This is a genomic window from Mucilaginibacter sp. P4_A11 (assembly GCF_056402535.1).
On the sequence record NZ_JBFUHE010000014.1, the window covers coordinates 35,045 to 52,130 of the forward strand.

The following is a 17,086-nucleotide window of genomic DNA, read 5'->3' on the forward strand; positions in this document are numbered from 1 at the left end:
GCGGTTCATGTGTTTATCTTCTTTTTAATTTTACTATTTAATAAATGTTCAAATAGTAATAATGACACGAATTCGTTCAGGCGTCGTTGTTCCCACACTCATTTTTCTGTCATAGAAACAATAAGGCTGCCGGGAAGTTGTATAATTTATCCAACCCTCAAAAACAAAATCCTATGAACAAGGCAGCAAAAATTGCGGTAACTGGAATTGGAGGCACTTCAGTAATGACGGCTTCCAGCTACCTCATGTCGCTGATGGCAAAAGAGAATTTCCGCGAACCGGAACATCTGGAAGTTTTGATCGGCCGTTTGGTTCCGCATCTTTCAGGCAAGGCGAAAGTGCTGGCCGGATGGGGTGCGCATTTTGCGATGGGCTTCGTCTTTGCCGCCGTTTATGTAGAGCTATGGGAAACAAAAAAAATCAAACATAACCTGAAAAATGGTCTGATCCTTGGAATCGTCAGCGGGATATTGGGTTTCCTGATCTGGAAAGCAACATTCAAAGCACATCCGCTTCCGCCCTGGATCAATTTTGATCACTATTATTTGCAGCGGATTCCGGCACATATTGTTTTTGCTATAGGAGCTACAATCACTTACCGGTTGATTCAACGAGGCGAAGATGAAAATAGCGACCTATAATATCAACGGTATCAATGGCCACATGGAAAACCTCCTGCACTGGCTGAAAGCATCCCAACCGGATATCGTGTGCTTACAGGAGCTGAAAACCGAAGACCGTAAATTTCCGGAGCAGGCCTTGCTGGATGCCGGTTACCACGCGATCTGGCAGGGCCAGAAAAGCTGGAACGGCGTAGCCATATTATCGCGCTACTGCGAAATCCAGGAAACACGGCGCGGCCTGGATGGCGATCCCGATGATACGCACAGCCGTTATATCGAGGCTTTTATCAATGGCGTGGTCATCGGCTGCCTATACCTGCCTAATGGAAATCCATACCCAGGCCCGAAATTCGATTATAAGTTAAAATGGATCAAACGCCTGAGAATGCATGGCAAAAAGCTGCAGGGCTTCGGGTTGCCGGTGGCGCTCATTGGCGACTATAATATCATACCGACCGATCTGGATACCTATAAGCCTGAAAAATATGCAGAAAATGCGCTGTTCCGGCAGGAAGCACGAAAGCTTTGGAGAGTAATATCATACCGACCGATCTGGATACCTATAAGCCTGAAAAATATGCAGAAAATGCGCTGTTCCGGCAGGAAGCACGAAAGCTTTGGAGAGAGTTGCTCCAAACCGGCTGGACGGATGCGATCCGCAAATTGTATCCTGATGAACGGATATATACCTTTTGGGATTACCTGCGCAATGCCTATGAACGGAACGCAGGTTTACGCCTCGATCATTTCTTACTGAACACAGCCCTGGAAATCCGCCTGGTTTCAGCCGGCGTGGACAAAGAGGTCCGGGGCCGGGCACACAGCAGTGACCATGCGCCGATATGGATTGAACTCCGCGATTAAAATCGCGCAACTCAAACTTCAGTTTCATTTTCCCGTTTAAAGTTCATGGCTAACACTGATCTTTCCGGCTTTGTCCGGGTACGCGGCGCGCGCGAACATAACCTGAAGAATGTCAACCTCGACATACCGCGCGACGCGCTGGTTGTCTTCACCGGCATTTCCGGATCCGGCAAGTCTTCACTGGCCTTTGGAACGCTGTATGCAGAAGCCCAGCGTCGTTACCTGGAATCGGTGTCACCTTATGCCCGGCGTCTGTTTAACCAAATGGCCATTCCGGAAGTGGACGGGATCGAAGGCCTGCCCCCCGCCGTTGCCCTGCAGCAGCAGCGCGGCGCGGCCAGCACCCGTTCTTCCGTGGGAAGTGTCACTACCCTTTCCAATTTATTGCGTATGCTGTATTCCCGTGCCGGCGATTACCCGGCAGGACAAGGTATCATCTACGCCGAATCCTTTTCACCCAATACGCCGGAGGGGGCCTGTACCGAATGTCACGGGCTGGGCCGTGTTTACGAGATCACCGAAAAAACGATGGTGCCGGACGACACACTGACCATCCGGCAAAAGGCCATCGCCGCCTGGCCTTCGGCATGGCAGGGACAGAACCAGCGTGACATCCTGACCACGCTGGGCTATGATATCGATAAACCCTGGAAGGACCTTTCCGAAAACGACCGGGACTGGATCCTGTTTACCGAAGAACAACCCGTAGTACCGGTTTATGCAGGTCATACTCATGAAGAAATCCGGCGTTTTATCAAAAACAAGCGCCAGCCGGACTATATGGGCACCTTTACAAGCGCACGGCGCTATGTGCGACACACCTTTGCCCACACCCAAAGCGCGTTGATGAAAAAAAGAGTTGCACAGTATATGCTCAGCAGCGAGTGCCCGCTTTGCCGGGGCAAACGGCTGCGGCAGGAATCTTTATCAGTTAAGTTTGCCGGCTATGACATTGCCGAACTTTCCGGTCTGGCACTTAACAAATTAGCGGTCATCTTCAGTCCTTATGCCAGTGGTGACGCTAAAGCGTTGAAACAAATGCAGGTTTTGCACCCGGAAAAGGTAGTGGTTGCCAAACGCATCGCCGAAGACCTGATCGCCCGCCTGCAGATTATGCTGGACCTTGGTCTCGGTTACCTGACCATCGAAAGAAGTACGCCGACCCTGTCGCCCGGTGAGCTCCAGCGCCTGCGCCTGGCAACCCAGGTACGTTCCAACCTCTTCGGTGTGGTTTACGTCCTCGACGAACCCTCTGCCGGTTTGCACCCGGCAGACACGGAGGCATTGTTACGGGCGCTGGATAAACTGAAGGCTTCGGGCAACTCCTTATTTGTGGTGGAGCATGAGATCGATGTGATCCGCCATGCCGACTGGATCGTAGACGTTGGGCCCGCTGCCGGTGAAAAAGGCGGTCATATCCTTTACAGCGGTTTACCGGACGGTTTGCGGGGAGTGGCGGCATCCCTGACGCGGCATTATATTTATGAAAACAAGGTCAAAAACAACCGTGATCCCAGGATCCCGAAGGACTGGCTGAGGCTGGAAGGTATTACCCGGAACAATCTTTCGAATCTGGATGCCGCCTTTCCTTTAGGCGTGCTGACCAGTGTGACCGGTGTTTCCGGCTCGGGCAAAAGCAGCCTGGTCAGTCAGGTTTTAGTAGAGCTGGCGGCAGAACATCTGGGCATACAAATCGATATCACCGGCGAAAGTGAAGCCGATCCGCTGGAACAGACCGAAGTGCAGACGCTGTCCGGCAGGATATCCGGCGGGATGAAAGGTATAAAGCGCCTGGTGGTCGTGGATCAGAAACCTATTGGCCGGACACCGCGATCTAACCTGGCCACTTACACCGGCCTCTTCGATCATGTCCGTAAATTATTTGCCGCGACCCCGATGGCGAAGGCGCGTAAATTCGACGCCGGCCGCTTTTCTTTTAACGTGGCGAAAGGCCGCTGCCCGCATTGCGAAGGCGAAGGCATGGTCATGGTCGAATTATTGTTTCTGCCCAGTGTCTATACCCCCTGCCCGACCTGCGGAGGAACGCGTTACAACCCCAAAACACTCGAAGTACAGTATAAGGACAGGAACATCGCCGAAGTACTGGGCATGACCGTTGACCAGGCCGCCGGTTTCTTTGATGAAGAACCCGCCATCAGCCGCGCGCTGGAAGTCGTACGTGAAGTCGGTTTAGGGTACCTCCGGCTTGGACAGCCCGCTACTGAATTATCCGGCGGTGAGGCGCAGCGCATCAAACTGGCTACGGAGCTCCAGCGCGCGCAGCACGGGCAGACGCTTTATGTCCTGGACGAACCGACAACCGGCCTGCATCCGTCCGATGTAGAACGCCTTATGATGCAATTGAACCGCCTGGTTGATTCCGGCAATACCGTGATCCTGGTGGAACATGATATGGAAGTGATCGCTGTAAGTGACTGGGTCATCGATATCGGCCCGGGAGCAGGCGATGCGGGCGGACAGATCGTCGACGCGGGCAAACCTGCAGACCTTATTAAAAGCAAAGAAAGCAGGACAGCTCCTTACCTGGCCAAACACCTATGAAAACACCTGTCCCTCCTATCTGAACTTTAATGCTGAAAAATATACCTGGAAGCCTGATATGGATAAACGGCAGCATCAGGAACTTTACCCGGCAGCAAAAGCTGCACTGGAAAAAAAACAGGGGATGAACTTCCTGTAGATTAAAAACTACAATCACCTGCCGATTTAAGGAAATCAGAAAGCTGGTTATATCTTGGCATCATATTTATAATAATAAGGATATGAAAGCAGCAACAACAAATACAACAGACATGGTTAACGCAATCGACAAACAATTAAAATCGATCCTGAAAAAGGATATCCGGAAAATTGATGACGGTAATGTCAGGTGTGCTGCTTTTTTGCAATTGATAGCAGCTTAATTGACTTAGATATATACCATCTACTTATATATTGAAGCGTTCAGTTATGAACGCTTTTTGTGTTTCTCCTGTATACAAGGGGTTAACGCTCTCCTTCGGGTTTCTTTCAGCTGCCCCTCCCTGCATTGTTCCCGCTTTTTAGCTTCCCCGGCCTTTTCAGACGATTGCCCTTTTGTTGCTTCGTATTTTATTAGTGCAGGAATGCCACGGCGCGTTTCTTGAGTTTAAAGATTAACCCTTTAGAGTTGCTGGTCAATCCACTCTTCAGCTAACTTAAAATCAGTAAAATACTGCGTAGTAATAATTCCGGCCATAATATCGATACTCTTTTTTGCTGACAATTCGCTAAAAATGCTGGGAGAAATGAGGTGTGCAAAGTATCTCAACCCTGCCCGCTCCATCATCGGGAACCAAATATTTCCCACCCAATCTACCGCGTCGGCCCAATTTCCCAGGACATGGCTGTTGTCGTTAACAATGCGGTCTACCTGGTGCTTTTGTAGATATTCCAACATCCGCATGCAGCCTTGCTGCACCGAGTGTAAGTCCTGAAAACCAGTCCAGTCAACATGGAGACGGCGCCGGGCTGCGATATAGCTGATCCTGATGTGCCGATCCTGATAAAAATCTTCCTGCGCCGTATAAGCCGTTGCTAATGCGGTGGTCAGGGGCAACCTGAAGAAAAAGGTGGATCCTTCGCCTGGCCTGGTGTCAATCCAAAAACTGCCCCGGTGCCGCTTCAGTATTTCTGAAGATATGTAAAGCCCCAGCCCTAAGCCTTCAAACCGCATGGCGGTATTGTCCACCCGGTAGTAGCGATCAAACAGTCCGTTAAGATGTTCTTTCGCGATTCCGATACCGAAATCCTGTACAGAAACAATCAGACTTTGCCGGTCAGCTTCGCAGGTGACGATAATTCGGTCGGCATCAGGAGAATACTTGATCGCATTATTAAGCAAATTGATTACAACCTGCTCGATACGGTGCCTGTCACCGTGATATACCACGCTGCAGTTGCGGCTAAATTCGATGCGGTGCTTGGAATTTGTTTGCTGCGTGCTGTCAATCGTGTCGCTCAGCATTTGGCCAAAGTCAAAATCTTCCATGTTGTAGATCAGTTTACCGGCATTGATCTTGGAAACATCCAGCAGGTCTTCGATCAGGCGGCCCAGCCTGTCCAGCTGGCGTTCTGCCTTTCCGGCGAACTGCCCCAGTACGTTATGCTGACCGGCCTCTCTTTTGGCCAACTGAAAAAACGCTCTGATCGTTGTCAAAGGTGTTTTGAGTTCGTGGCTGGCGATGCTGAGGAATTCATCTTTTTTATATTCATTGTTCTTTTGGGCGTGGATATTGGTATTGGTACCTAACCATACTGTAATCTCGCCGTCTTCATCCCTGATCGGAACAGCTCTGCCTAAATACCATTGATAGTCGCTGTCTTTACCCCGTAACCGGAATTCGATCACGTATTCCTTTCCCGTTTCCAGTGAGCGGGTCCAGACTTTCAAACATCCGGGGATATCATCGGGATGAATAAAATCCTGCCAGCCGTTACCAACCAGGTCATCGGCTGCCCGCCCGAAATATTCGCAGACCTGCTGATTGACAAAATTCAGCTGACCGTCCGGCGCAGCTGTCCAGACCTGTTGCGGCATGATATCGGTGATCATCCGGAAACGCTTCTCCCTGATCGCCAATATATCAAGGCCGCGTTTGCGCTCGCCAATATCCTCAATTATCGTATAACCAAGGTTGCTGTTGTCGTCCCGGAATAAAATAGAGGTCACATTGACCCAGATCCCTTTACCACCTTTATGCAGCAGGCAGGTCTCCAGGCTGAAAGAAGGCATTTGTTTAGCCCAAAGTTTTTGTTGCAGGATACGCCAGTCGTCAATAAAATTTTCATGCGCGAACTCCAGAATTTCATGACCAATCAGGTCTTTTTTTGATGCATATCCTAACAGATTGACCAACCTCTGGTTGACCTGCAGTATTTTAAGGTCGGAGGAAATGATCTTGTTACCTAACAGGGAGTTCTCAAATATTGTCCGGTAACGGAGCTGGCCTAAACGTAACGTTTCGCCTGCGGCATCATTAACATCGCGCTGCTCATGTTCAGCGCGGTTATTTTGTTTGAGCGCGAGGTTTTCTGCCTGCAATGAGCTGACCAGGTCAGTGAGTTCCTGAAGTTGCTGTTCTTGACTGGTCATAATAAAAACTACCCAACTAACAGCTTTCTGCTATTAAAGTTTGCGATCCCAATTCGTTGTTTGCCATTAGATATGTACAGGAGCATCCGACTTTACGGCAAAAGACAATTGTCCCGCGACTAAGAGCACTTAGTAAAGTGCAATCCTATGCTATTTCAATGCAAGATCATCGAGACCGGAGTCCCTGGCAACAGCTACAGGATCGAGCTCCATTTCGTTTGGTTTGTACATCAGCATCACATTTTCCGGTAGTTGATCCATCTGATTCAATTAGATAAAATCCTGTTTTTCAGTTTTCAGTTATATATCATACGAAATTCCCAGGTTACCGTTGTCTTTTGCCGGAGCTTTAGTTGATACATCCTGTACATGCCCCTGCATAGTGTTGCTTGTTATCAACATCCTGCAATTTGGTGGCATCATAGTTGACATTATCTATGAAAAACTTATGGGCACGATCAAGACTTTTTTATTAGGTGCAGGAACAGCTTATGCTATCTACTTTATTACCAGGAAACGAATAGACGGAACCTCGATACTGGACGACTTATTGGACAACCCATCCTTATTTATGAACAAGGCGAAGGATTACGCCATGGAAGAAGTTGCAAATACAATAAAAGAAAAACTAAGTTAATAACGTGGACATCCAGCAATTCAAGGGACTGCCGTTTTATTTAAAACTGGCCGCCGTACTGTTCAGCCTTATTGCACTTGTATGGATCGTGATTATCGCCAAAGAAATCCTTTCGCCGTTAATATTTTCCTGTCTGTTTTCCATTTTATTGCTTCCTTTTGCCGCTTTTCTGGAAAATAAGCTCCGGATGCCGCGCAGTGCAGCATCGATGCTGGCGGTTTTAAGCCTGCTGGCCTGTATTGGGGGGTTGCTTTATGTGATCGGTTCGCAGGTGTCAGACCTTGCGAGCGACTGGCCACAATTCCAAGACCAGTTGCATAAAACACAAAATGACCTGATGGACTGGATCCGTTCCAGTTTTCACGTTACCCGTCATAAGCAGCTAACGTTCGTAACGAATACCACCAATAAGGTAGTCGCTTCCGGCGGATCGGTGGTGGGTGCCACCCTATTGTCATTGTCGGGGATGCTGCTTTTCTTAGTTTTTACTTTTATATATACTTTTTTCTTTTTGCTCTATCGCAAACTGATCATGCGCTTTCTGGAGTCGGTATTCGAAGAGGAAAATAAAAAAGTGGTACATGATATTATTGAAAAAGTGCAAAATATGATCCGGAAATATATCACCGGCCTTATCATCGAAATGGTAATTGTTGCTATCGTTGTTAGTGTGACATTTATGGTCCTGGGGGTTAAATATGCCATCTTGCTAGGCCTGATCACCGGCTTGTTCAACGTTATACCCTATATCGGGATATTCACTGCGCTGGTATTAAGCGCCGCCGTCACTTTCGCTACATCCCCGGAACAAATAACAGTGATCTATGTCATGATTACCCTGGTGGTTATGCACCTCATCGACAGCAATATATTATTGCCATTGGTTGTGGGCTCTAAGGTCCGGATCAATGCGCTGATCACTGTATTGGGAGTCATCATTGGTGAAATGGTCTGGGGTATCCCTGGTATGTTCTTATCCATACCTGTGATAGCGGTCCTGAAAATAATTTTTGACCGGGTTGAAAGCCTCAAGGCATGGGGCATCATCCTCGGTGATGAGGAGCCTAAGCAAAACCGGCTGGCAAAAAAAATAACGGTCAGTAAAAAGATAGTCGCAACATGAGTCGTTATCCTGCCTCAAAGTCCCGGACAATTGGAATTTATTCCGGCTAATCCATAACTGGAGCAATCTCTGATCTTTTATAAGGGATCCAAAAGGATATAACTGTTCCCTGGTTAACTTCGCTTTCAAGGGAGATCCCGCCACCCTGACCTTGGACAAGCTGGCGGCACAAATATAAACCCAGGCCGGTGCCGGGCTTTTGCCCTTCGGCCTGGTAATATGGAGTGAATAACTGTGCCTGCCTGTTTCCTGGAATACCCGAGCCAGTGTCGCTCACCGATACATTTAGCCGGTAAGCGGGGCCAGTACCTACAAGTTCGGCCATAACAGAAATTTTTCCTTGATCGGTATACTTAATGGCATTGCTTAATAAATTCAATAAGACCTGTTTGAGACGGAAACTATCACCTTCAACAACGTTATCAACCTGCTCATTCCATGATAATTCCAATTGCAAATCTTTATTTTCAGCCATAAAACGCATCGCTTCGATTGATTCGGCGATAGCTTCACCTGGTTTAAAAGGCCCGCTTTGCCGTGTTTCTGCATACCCCTGCTCCAGCTTACTGGTATCTAATACATTGTTGATGGTTTCCAATACCAGGCCGGAAGCCAGCGTAATGGCCCCCAGCTTCTGTTCCTGTTGCGCCGACAATGTTGTTTTTTTCATGGTAAAAACCGCGCCGTTGATCGCCATTAATTTATTTCGGATCTCATGGCTCATAATGGCCAGGATCTCCGATTTTTGACCGGCCAGCCGCACAGCGCGGTTATTTTCAACTCGTATCCGCCGTTCCGCCCAACCGGCACGGCGGACATAGATGACCAGTAAAACGATAAAGATCAAAACGGCTACCAGCGAAATGCCGGTAAATGTATTCAGGTCGCGTGTTGCGGAAGCATAAGCCTTCAAAGTCACTTCCCTGCTTTGCTCATAAGCAATTTGGTCTATATCCTGTAACTGCCGCGTCAATTGCCGCAGTTCGTTCAATAGATTAAGGTTTGCCGTTACGAGGGCCTGTCCGGATAATGCCATCCGTCCATACTGTGAGCCAAGCTCAGCCAGCAATCGCTTCGCTTCCATATTCGAAAGGCCGGCCTTTTCCCGTTGCCGCTGGCGTACCGTGAGTACTTTTACCGATTGCGTGGTATGAAACGCATCTTTTATCCGGCGCAGCAAACTATTTTTTACCGTTTCCTTTTTGGTGGTTACGATCGTATCGGCGCTGACCTGCACAGATGATACATGTTGGAGATCACCCCGGTTATGGAGGCGGTCAAAAGTAGTGACCCGCAGCAACGAATCAAAGTTTTTCCGGAGGCCGAATAACTGTCGTGATAAATCAAGTTTTTGCTGCAGCTTTTGTTCCAGTTGCCTGCGGCTTTCCGGAAGGGAACTGTCCCCACCCTGCCGGTAATGATCAATGATCAAATTCATACCGCGAAAGATCGTATCCAATCGCCGTTGATAAATAGCCAGATCAGCCGGGCTTCCGTCAGCCGCAGCTTTCTGGAAGTTGTTCTCCGCAACGTCCAGATCTACCAAAAGCGCGGTGATCCCCTGGCGGTAAGAATGCGTTGTTAATTGCAAACCTAATTTGTCGAGTTTAAGGGTAATGGTGCGCCTCAAAACAAAAGATCCTGTTGTTACCAAAAAGGTGAACAACAGGAAAATAATAAAAACACGGTTAATAATTCCTGAAAAATTGCCTGCCTTTGTTGTCATACACTAATTGACGTTAAACAGTTAAATTCCCCATAAAGTTTTAGCCTTGGACCTGCTCCAGTTTTGCAATCTTTTCTTTGGTCTTTTCGATCTCTTTATTCAGCTCCCTGATCTTTTTCTGGTCTTTTTTTACTTTATTATCAGCATCTTCTGCATCGCTGGTTTCGTTGGCTGCCTTTTTTGCTGCTTTGGCAGCTTTACGCGCGTCGCCGGTATCACCACCTACAGCTGAGGAAGCTTCACTGCGGCTTTTTTCCTGTGCTTTACTGGAACTTTTGGATGCTTCTTCAGCAGCAGCTTGTTCATCAGGCAGGCGGTTTTGAACTTTGGTCAGTTCCGCCTGCAAGTCCGTCAGCTTTTCATTTAATTTACGCAACTGGTTGTTGATCTTAACTGTATCGCGTTTGGTGGAATCATTTTTTTCAACAGCCCGGGCGAAGGTTCCTAAACCAAGCATCAAGGCAATAATTATTATCTTTTTCATGATCGTTCATTTAAAATGTACTCAAATGAACGCCATTAGATTATAGGTGGCAAGCTGCTTCGACCAAAACGAATTTCCGGCCGACGAAAACAGGCTGCCATCCGTTAGAGCCATTCGCGAAACTCAGCCTTGAATGACTCGCGGTATTGTTCAGTGACCGGGATAACGGTTTTTCCGAACCTGATGGTTAGATGCTGAATATGTTCGATCTTGTCAAGGTTGACAATAAAGGAACGGTGCACACGCATGAAACGCTTTCCGGCAAGACGTTCTTCCATCGCTTTAAGCGTAGATAAAGCAACTATCGTCTGTTCGCCGGTAAATACTTTAACATAGTCTTTGAAACTTTCAATATAACAGATATCACGGATATTTACCCGGATCAGGTCATGTTCCACCTTTAAAAACAGATACTCATCTGCTGACGGGGTTTTAGACAAGTTTGTTAATGTCCGCACCTTGGCCACTGCCCGGTAAAAGTCTTCATAGGAAAATGGCTTGACAAGGTAATCTACGGCATCTACTTTATAACCATCGACAGCGTACTCACGGGAGCCGCTGATGAGGATCACGCGCGGCATGGTTTCGCGCGGCATCTCTTTCAGGGTACCCGCAAAAGTGACCCCGTCGATCCCCGGTAAATTAATATCAAGCACCAGTAAACCGATACCGCCAGCTTCCAGCCTGTTCAACGCCCCGGGAGCATTTTCGTAGGATCCTGCCAAATGCAAAAAGGGGATTTGAGCTACCATTTCGCATACATAGGCATTTACATCTGGGTCGTCGTCAATTACCAGGCAGTTAAGCACTTGTTCCATCAGGCTAATATACAATGGGTCGCGATCCTTTCCAATTAAGATTATGTTGATCTTAACAGTACTACGTTAAACATACCGTTTCCTTTTGACAATGGTTACACTTCGCGGAAAGGGAGATTAGACGACTAGCCTCACTATTTCAGATAGCTACATAGATCGTTTTATCCAGTTCAAATGCTTTGGCCTGGCATATAACCATACTTATATCGGTTTAAAGCAGTGTTCATACTGATAATATCGTCATGGAGGGCTTCGCTATTCGGGCATCATTAGATTTTTGCTTGATACATGCTGAGTACTCCGGATCCGTTGATCAATGCGATCCGGAAAAGTTCATAGAGTTCCGCAACACATTGACCATCTTAAAACACTGACTATACCGGCTTTGATGCGCCGGGATTGGCCGAAGTACTGCCGGACATACGCGGCCTGCGGCAAGCAATGGACCGGGAGCTGTACCGCAAGTCGAAGATAAAGCGGCTAAGGCTGTCGTCCGGGTAAATGTTAACTAATATTCAGTTTCGAAAGCGGTAGAACGATGATGGGTCTAAACGTATGCCCGGCGGCAGGAAGACGATGATTTTGAACGTATGCCCGGCGGCAGGAAGACGATGATTTCATTCTTCTACTTTATTACTTAAAGCCTAGACAATGAATAAAATTAATTTTGAAAATCTACCTGAAATGGTAGGCAGATTGCTTACAAAGCTGGAAAAGATCGAAGCATTGTTGAACGGACAAAAAGTAATCGAACAAGATACCGATGAAATGCTGACAGTCGATCAGGCCGCCCACTTTCTCAATCTGGCTGTGCCAACGCTTTACAGCAAGGTAAGCAGGCGTGAAATCCCAGCCAGCAAACCGGGAAAACGTCTATACTTCAGTAAATCCGAACTGACTGAGTATAAGAAAAGCGGGCGTCAAGCAACCGTTTCTCAGATGCTTGACGAATATCAGGTAGTCCCGAAGGTTTTGAAACGACGTTCCAAACGCATTTCAAGACGATACGGACGCTAACTTTTCGTTGATTGCTTTTAGCTCTTTCATTAGCAAATCCATTATATTGACTTCGCTGAGCGTCTTATTGCTTAAACTGATCTTACCGCTTGCCTCCTTTTTAACCTTATCTATCAGATGCAGATAGCGTTGGGTGCTTTTCAGGCTTTTTTGTCCTAGCATCCTCATTACCGTGTGAATATCGGTCCCCATGATCAGCTGCAAAGTGGCAAAGGTATGCCTGAGGCAATGAAAGGTAAAATTCGTTTTCTGTATTCCGGCGCGTGTCAGCCATAAGGTAAGAAAGGGTTTAAGTCGCGAATACCTGATTCCCCTGAAAACCCGATTGTCGGATTCGTCTCTTTCCCCCAGTTGTTTGCGTGCTTCATTTGAAATCGGAAGGGTTTCCGCTCCCTCCGTTTTTTCCTGTCTGAACTGTATATAATAATTATCTTCATTACCCCTTACCTCTGACCATAACAAAGTCTCAATATCAGAATAACGCAATCCCGTCATCGCGGAAAAAAGAGCAGCTCTGGTCATCAGATCATCGTCATTAGGCGTGGCTGCAAGCTGCTGCAATTCCTCCAGCGTCAAAAATTCCCTAAATACTTCCCGCTCTTTGATTGGCTTCACCTGCTCATAAAGATTTTTGGTTATTAAATTAGCTTTATAAATATCTTTGAGCATAGACTTGAATTTTCCAAAATAAGCCACTGCCGTATTTATGGAAATTCTCTTTCCATTTTGTCCGACAGACGGCCCTGAAAGGATATAATCGCGGTATTCCTCGCAATAAGCTTCAGTAAGATCGCAGAAGCGAATCTGTTTACCTGCATAGTCTTCAAAATATCGCCAGCCCATTTCCCATCCCCAGGCGTTTGTCCCAGACTTTTTTGCAGCGATTTTTTTAAAATAATCGAGAAACTTACCTTCTCTTTGTACTTTCCCCAGAAAACCATAGGATGCATTTTGTACTTCCAATGTGCGTTTCGCACAGATATTTTCCGCCAATAACAAAGTTTCTTTATTGTGCAATTGCTCCAGGTCCGATTGCGGTCGTGCAATAACATAAAGGCTCAAAAACTCCCTTCTGGTGAATTTCCCGGTATCAGGGTGTGGAATCGCCGGGTAGAAATCAAGGTATAATGACTTCCTTCCCTTCCCTATGGTTTTTTTTCTCAGCGTCACACTCATATGTTATTTGTTAAATAGTTTATGAATCTCCTTTTTGGGCACGTAGACGAACTTCCCTTGCTTCACCTTGGGAACATTATGCTTTTTGATAAGGTCATAAAAGGCCTTGCTTGACATACCGCTCACATACTCGGCTTCAGCGATCGTATAACAGTCGCTGATCCGTAACGGCTTTACAGGAATGCTCTCCACCATGGGTCTTACTTTCGGCGGATTGAACAGCTTATCAATATCCGCGCGCAGTATGCGGGTCTTCCTGATTCCCAGGTTGGTCGCCGCCAATCTTCCGGAATTGATCATATCATAAATCGCCTGCTCGCTGCTTTGCAGTAAGGTCGCAACATCACCTACGGTTAAGTATGATTTAGCTTGAATATCATTCAAAGGTTTACTTTTGATGACCTTCACCTCTTCTTCGCTTTTCAAGATCTTACCTTTCCGAATTCTTTCTTTGTATCCACGCTTTGCACAGTTATCCGAGCAAAATTTGGTAACCGTAGTCTTCGCTTCAAAGTCATTTCCGCAGTATTGACAAACCCGTTGAACCCTAATGTTTGAAGCCATTCTTCTCTATCGTTTATAATTACAAATAAACCCATTTAGGTTTAAATAAGTTTAAATAAGCAAAGTTATTTCCCCATTAAAATATGGCGGGGTACAAAATTCAGAATGGGGTACAACTGAGGTACAAAAATAAACAAAACAACGCAAAAGAAACTAATAATAACGCAAATAAAAAACCGCATTAATCATTGATTAAAAGCGGTTTATCATGTTTTATTATGTAATACTTTGCAGGCTTAAATATGTGTCATTTGCCGATACAAAACTTACTAAATATATTCTCCAGTAAATCGTCCGTAGTAACCACACCGGTTATCTCACCCAAATAGTGAAGCCCCTGCTTAATATCCATCGAAAGAAAGTCAGAAGTGATGCTGCCGTCTATACCGCCCAACACCCTTACCAGCGCTTCTTCAGTTTTTTGCAAGGCTTCGAGGTGGCGGATGTTGGTTACCAGGGTTTCATCACCGCTCAATTGATCTTTTACGGCCGATGAATAAATCTTTTGTTTCAGTTCATCAATATAACGTTTTTCTTTCGCGGAAATAATGATCGTTCTGTCAGTATGAGGCAGGGCTGATAATTGTTCAGCGTTAAGCAAATCAGCCTTGTTGGCCACTATCAACATAGTAACGCCTGGCTTTTGCAGGCTTGCTATATCGTTGTTCAGCTCTTCTATCGTGATTTCGGCGGCGTCGAAAACGTAAACCAACAGGGCCGATTGGCTGATCTTCTCCATCGTTCGCTGTACACCTATCTGTTCAATGGCATCTGTAGCCTCACGGATCCCGGCGGTATCTATCAGCCTGAAATTAATGCCCTGAATATTTAATACTTCTTCTATCGTATCCCTCGTGGTACCGGGGATGTGGCTTACTATGGCACGTTCTTCATTAAGCAGAGCATTCAACAATGTTGATTTACCTGCATTCGGCCGGCCGGCTATTACTGTGTTTACACCATTCTTAATGGCATTACCCAGCTCAAACGACTGGATCAATCTACCCACTATTTTGGTGATCTCATGGATCAGTTTTTTCAATTGATCGCGGTTGGCAAATTCTACATCTTCCTCAGCAAAATCAAGTTCCAGTTCAATGAGCGAGGCAAAATTCACCAGTTGTTCACGCAAGGCCTGTAATTGGGTACTAAAACCTCCGCGAAGCTGTTGTAAGGCCACCTGTTGCGACGCTTTAGAGTTTGAAGCGATCAGGTCGGCAACGGCTTCGGCCTGGCTCAGGTCGAGCTGGCCATTCAGGAATGCCCTTAGCGTAAATTCGCCGGGTTTGGCTGATCGTGCACCTTTTTTGATAAACAGCTTGATAATACTTTCAATAATATAACCCGAAGCATGGCAGGAGATCTCTACCACATTTTCGCGGGTGTATGACCGCGGGCCAACGAATAACGATACCAGCACCTCGTCCAAAATCAGTTCACCATCAGCAATACTACCAAAATGAATGGTGTGCGATGCCTGTTTACTCAGGTCTTTAGCCTTAAACACACTATTGGCAATAGTTATGGCGTCAGGCCCCGAAAGGCGGATCACAGCTATGGCACCCACTCCGTTTGGAGTGGCAAGGGCTACTATGGTATCGGTATTATCTGTCATTGAAGCATTCATTGGGTCATTGAGTCATTAGATCATCGGCATAACCTACTGTTTGTAAAATGAACTCATGGCAAAAGTAAAACAAAATAATATGAACCATGCCCCATCAACCCATGAACTACTTTTCAATGACTTAATGACGCGCAAGCAAATGACCTAATGACTAAATGAAAAACCTTACCTTCGCGGGCAATTATGGTAACTTTTTTTGAAGCCTCGCTCGAAACCATTTCGGTGCATCACGTTGGTAACCAATCTCAAGAGGAGATGTATGCCCTTTCAGAACAACCGCTGGAACTGAAGGATGAGATCATCCCCAATCTGCTCATGCAGTATTTTCTGAAACCTTTTGAAAAGGCCAACGAAGTTTATCACCTCACCCACAGCAGCGGCGATCTGGGCTTAAACGAACTGCATCACTTTGCCACACAGGTATTTGACGATAACACCAAATTCCATGAAGCATCTGAACAAATAGCAAGGCATCTGTATAAAGTTACCCTCCACCCCAATATTAAAGGCGGCGAACTTTATGTGGTGTACTTTAACAAGGTGCAAATTGAAGGTAATCCGCTGGATGCTATCGGCATCTTCAAATCAGAGAACAAGGAAACCTATTTAAAAGTATATCCCGATAAAGGAGGTTTCCAGGTTGATTATGAACAGGACGCAATCAACATCAACAAACTGGATAAGGGTGTGCTGATCTTCAACATCGAAAAAGAAAACGGTTATAAGGTAGTAGTAGTTGATAAAACCAACAATGGCCAGGAGGCTGCCATGTACTGGAAAGACCAGTTTCTGCAACTCAAGATCCGTAACGATAGCTTCAACCAAACCAATAATACGCTGGGCATCTACAAAAACTTCATCACCGAAAAAATCGACGAAGAATTTGAGATGAGCAAAGCTGATAAAATAGACCTCCTTAACCGCTCCATGAAATATTTTAAGGAGAAGGAAACTTTTGATATGGAAGAGTTCTCGAACGAAGTGATTGGTAACGAACAGGCCATCGAATCGTTCAAAAACTTCAAAAACCAATACGAGCAGGAGTTTGACAGTCCAATTGCCGATAATTTTGTGATATCAGAAAATGCCGTGAAAAAGCAGGCCCGTGTTTACAAAAGCGTATTAAAGCTCGATAAAAACTTCCATATCTATATTCACGGCGATAAGGAGTTGATTGAGAAAGGTTTTGACGATGGCCGGGCTATGAATTATTATAAGGTTTATTTTAAGGAGGAGGCGTAATCGCAAAAAATAACAGATAGTGGATAAACCTTTGTTTTTCGGGATAGTCAT

Annotated in this window: 15 protein-coding genes and 1 pseudogene; 9 read left to right on the plus strand and 7 right to left on the minus strand. The window is 46.2% G+C overall.

What is annotated here, in order from left to right; all coding sequences use genetic code 11:
• Window positions 1-173 precede the first annotated feature (173 nt).
• The 5 genes and pseudogenes from AC1DUD_RS23545 to AC1DUD_RS23565 all read left to right on the plus strand — a co-directional run bounded on the left by AC1DUD_RS23545 (window position 174) and on the right by AC1DUD_RS23565 (window position 4,411).
• The gene (locus AC1DUD_RS23545; protein ID WP_477378958.1) at window positions 174-641 is read left to right on the plus strand and encodes a hypothetical protein; all 468 of its coding nucleotides are present in this window, start codon (window positions 174-176) and stop codon (window positions 639-641) included.
• A gap of 22 nt (window positions 642-663) precedes the next feature.
• Window positions 664-1,005, plus strand: a pseudogene (locus tag AC1DUD_RS23550) (endonuclease/exonuclease/phosphatase family protein); the annotation flags it as partial.
• A 143-nt stretch (window positions 1,006-1,148) separates the two neighbouring features.
• Window positions 1,149-1,487 carry an exodeoxyribonuclease III gene (locus AC1DUD_RS23555; RefSeq protein ID WP_477378960.1) on the plus strand — a complete coding sequence of 113 codons (339 nt, stop codon included), beginning with the start codon at window positions 1,149-1,151 and terminating at the stop codon, window positions 1,485-1,487.
• A gap of 45 nt (window positions 1,488-1,532) precedes the next feature.
• Window positions 1,533-4,049 carry an excinuclease ABC subunit UvrA gene (locus AC1DUD_RS23560; RefSeq protein WP_477378962.1) on the plus strand — a complete coding sequence of 839 codons (2,517 nt, stop codon included), beginning with the start codon at window positions 1,533-1,535 and terminating at the stop codon, window positions 4,047-4,049.
• Between the two features lie 221 nt (window positions 4,050-4,270).
• Window positions 4,271-4,411 carry a hypothetical protein gene (locus tag AC1DUD_RS23565; RefSeq protein ID WP_477378964.1) on the plus strand — a complete coding sequence of 47 codons (141 nt, stop codon included), beginning with the start codon at window positions 4,271-4,273 and terminating at the stop codon, window positions 4,409-4,411.
• Between the two features lie 239 nt (window positions 4,412-4,650).
• On the opposite strand, the gene AC1DUD_RS23570 is transcribed toward AC1DUD_RS23565, so the two are convergent.
• Window positions 4,651-6,621, minus strand: coding sequence for a PAS domain-containing sensor histidine kinase (locus AC1DUD_RS23570; RefSeq protein ID WP_477378966.1), 1,971 nt, complete (start codon window positions 6,619-6,621; stop codon window positions 4,651-4,653).
• Between the two features lie 448 nt (window positions 6,622-7,069).
• Here AC1DUD_RS23570 and AC1DUD_RS23575 point away from each other — a divergent pair, with 448 nt between their 5' ends.
• Window positions 7,070-7,258, plus strand: a complete 189-nt coding sequence (locus AC1DUD_RS23575) for a YtxH domain-containing protein (RefSeq protein WP_477378969.1) — start codon at window positions 7,070-7,072, stop codon at window positions 7,256-7,258.
• Window positions 7,259-7,262: 4 nt separating this feature from the next.
• Window positions 7,263-8,381, plus strand: coding sequence for an AI-2E family transporter (locus AC1DUD_RS23580; RefSeq protein WP_477378971.1), 1,119 nt, complete (start codon window positions 7,263-7,265; stop codon window positions 8,379-8,381).
• Window positions 8,382-8,427: 46 nt separating this feature from the next.
• Here the strand turns inward: AC1DUD_RS23580 and AC1DUD_RS23585 are convergent, their stop codons facing one another.
• The 3 genes from AC1DUD_RS23585 to AC1DUD_RS23595 form a co-directional block, all read right to left on the minus strand.
• Entirely contained in the window at window positions 8,428-10,107 is a 1,680-nt protein-coding gene (locus tag AC1DUD_RS23585) for a sensor histidine kinase (protein WP_477378973.1), read from the minus strand.
• A 40-nt stretch (window positions 10,108-10,147) separates the two neighbouring features.
• Window positions 10,148-10,591, minus strand: coding sequence for a hypothetical protein (locus tag AC1DUD_RS23590; RefSeq protein ID WP_477378975.1), 444 nt, complete (start codon window positions 10,589-10,591; stop codon window positions 10,148-10,150).
• Window positions 10,592-10,695: 104 nt separating this feature from the next.
• Complete coding sequence (locus AC1DUD_RS23595) at window positions 10,696-11,409, minus strand: LytR/AlgR family response regulator transcription factor (protein ID WP_477378977.1); 714 nt, start codon at window positions 11,407-11,409, stop codon at window positions 10,696-10,698.
• Between the two features lie 651 nt (window positions 11,410-12,060).
• Here AC1DUD_RS23595 and AC1DUD_RS23600 point away from each other — a divergent pair.
• A complete protein-coding gene (locus AC1DUD_RS23600; RefSeq protein WP_477378979.1) occupies window positions 12,061-12,426 on the plus strand; it encodes a helix-turn-helix domain-containing protein in 366 nt (121 codons plus the stop codon).
• On the opposite strand, the gene AC1DUD_RS23605 is transcribed toward AC1DUD_RS23600, so the two are convergent.
• The 3 genes from AC1DUD_RS23605 to mnmE form a co-directional block, all read right to left on the minus strand.
• Window positions 12,406-13,602, minus strand: a complete 1,197-nt coding sequence (locus AC1DUD_RS23605) for a tyrosine-type recombinase/integrase (protein WP_477378981.1) — start codon at window positions 13,600-13,602, stop codon at window positions 12,406-12,408. The genes AC1DUD_RS23600 and AC1DUD_RS23605 overlap by 21 nt on opposite strands.
• A gap of 3 nt (window positions 13,603-13,605) precedes the next feature.
• Window positions 13,606-14,028: a helix-turn-helix domain-containing protein gene (locus tag AC1DUD_RS23610; RefSeq protein ID WP_477378984.1), complete on the minus strand. Its 423-nt coding sequence runs from the start codon at window positions 14,026-14,028 to the stop codon at window positions 13,606-13,608.
• A 385-nt stretch (window positions 14,029-14,413) separates the two neighbouring features.
• Window positions 14,414-15,781, minus strand: coding sequence for a tRNA uridine-5-carboxymethylaminomethyl(34) synthesis GTPase MnmE (mnmE, locus tag AC1DUD_RS23615; protein WP_477378986.1), 1,368 nt, complete (start codon window positions 15,779-15,781; stop codon window positions 14,414-14,416).
• Between the two features lie 195 nt (window positions 15,782-15,976).
• Here mnmE and AC1DUD_RS23620 point away from each other — a divergent pair, with 195 nt between their 5' ends.
• Window positions 15,977-17,035 (plus strand): nucleoid-associated protein, encoded by a 1,059-nt coding sequence (locus AC1DUD_RS23620; protein WP_477378988.1) that lies wholly within the window; start codon window positions 15,977-15,979, stop codon window positions 17,033-17,035.
• Window positions 17,036-17,086: the final 51 nt, after the last annotated feature.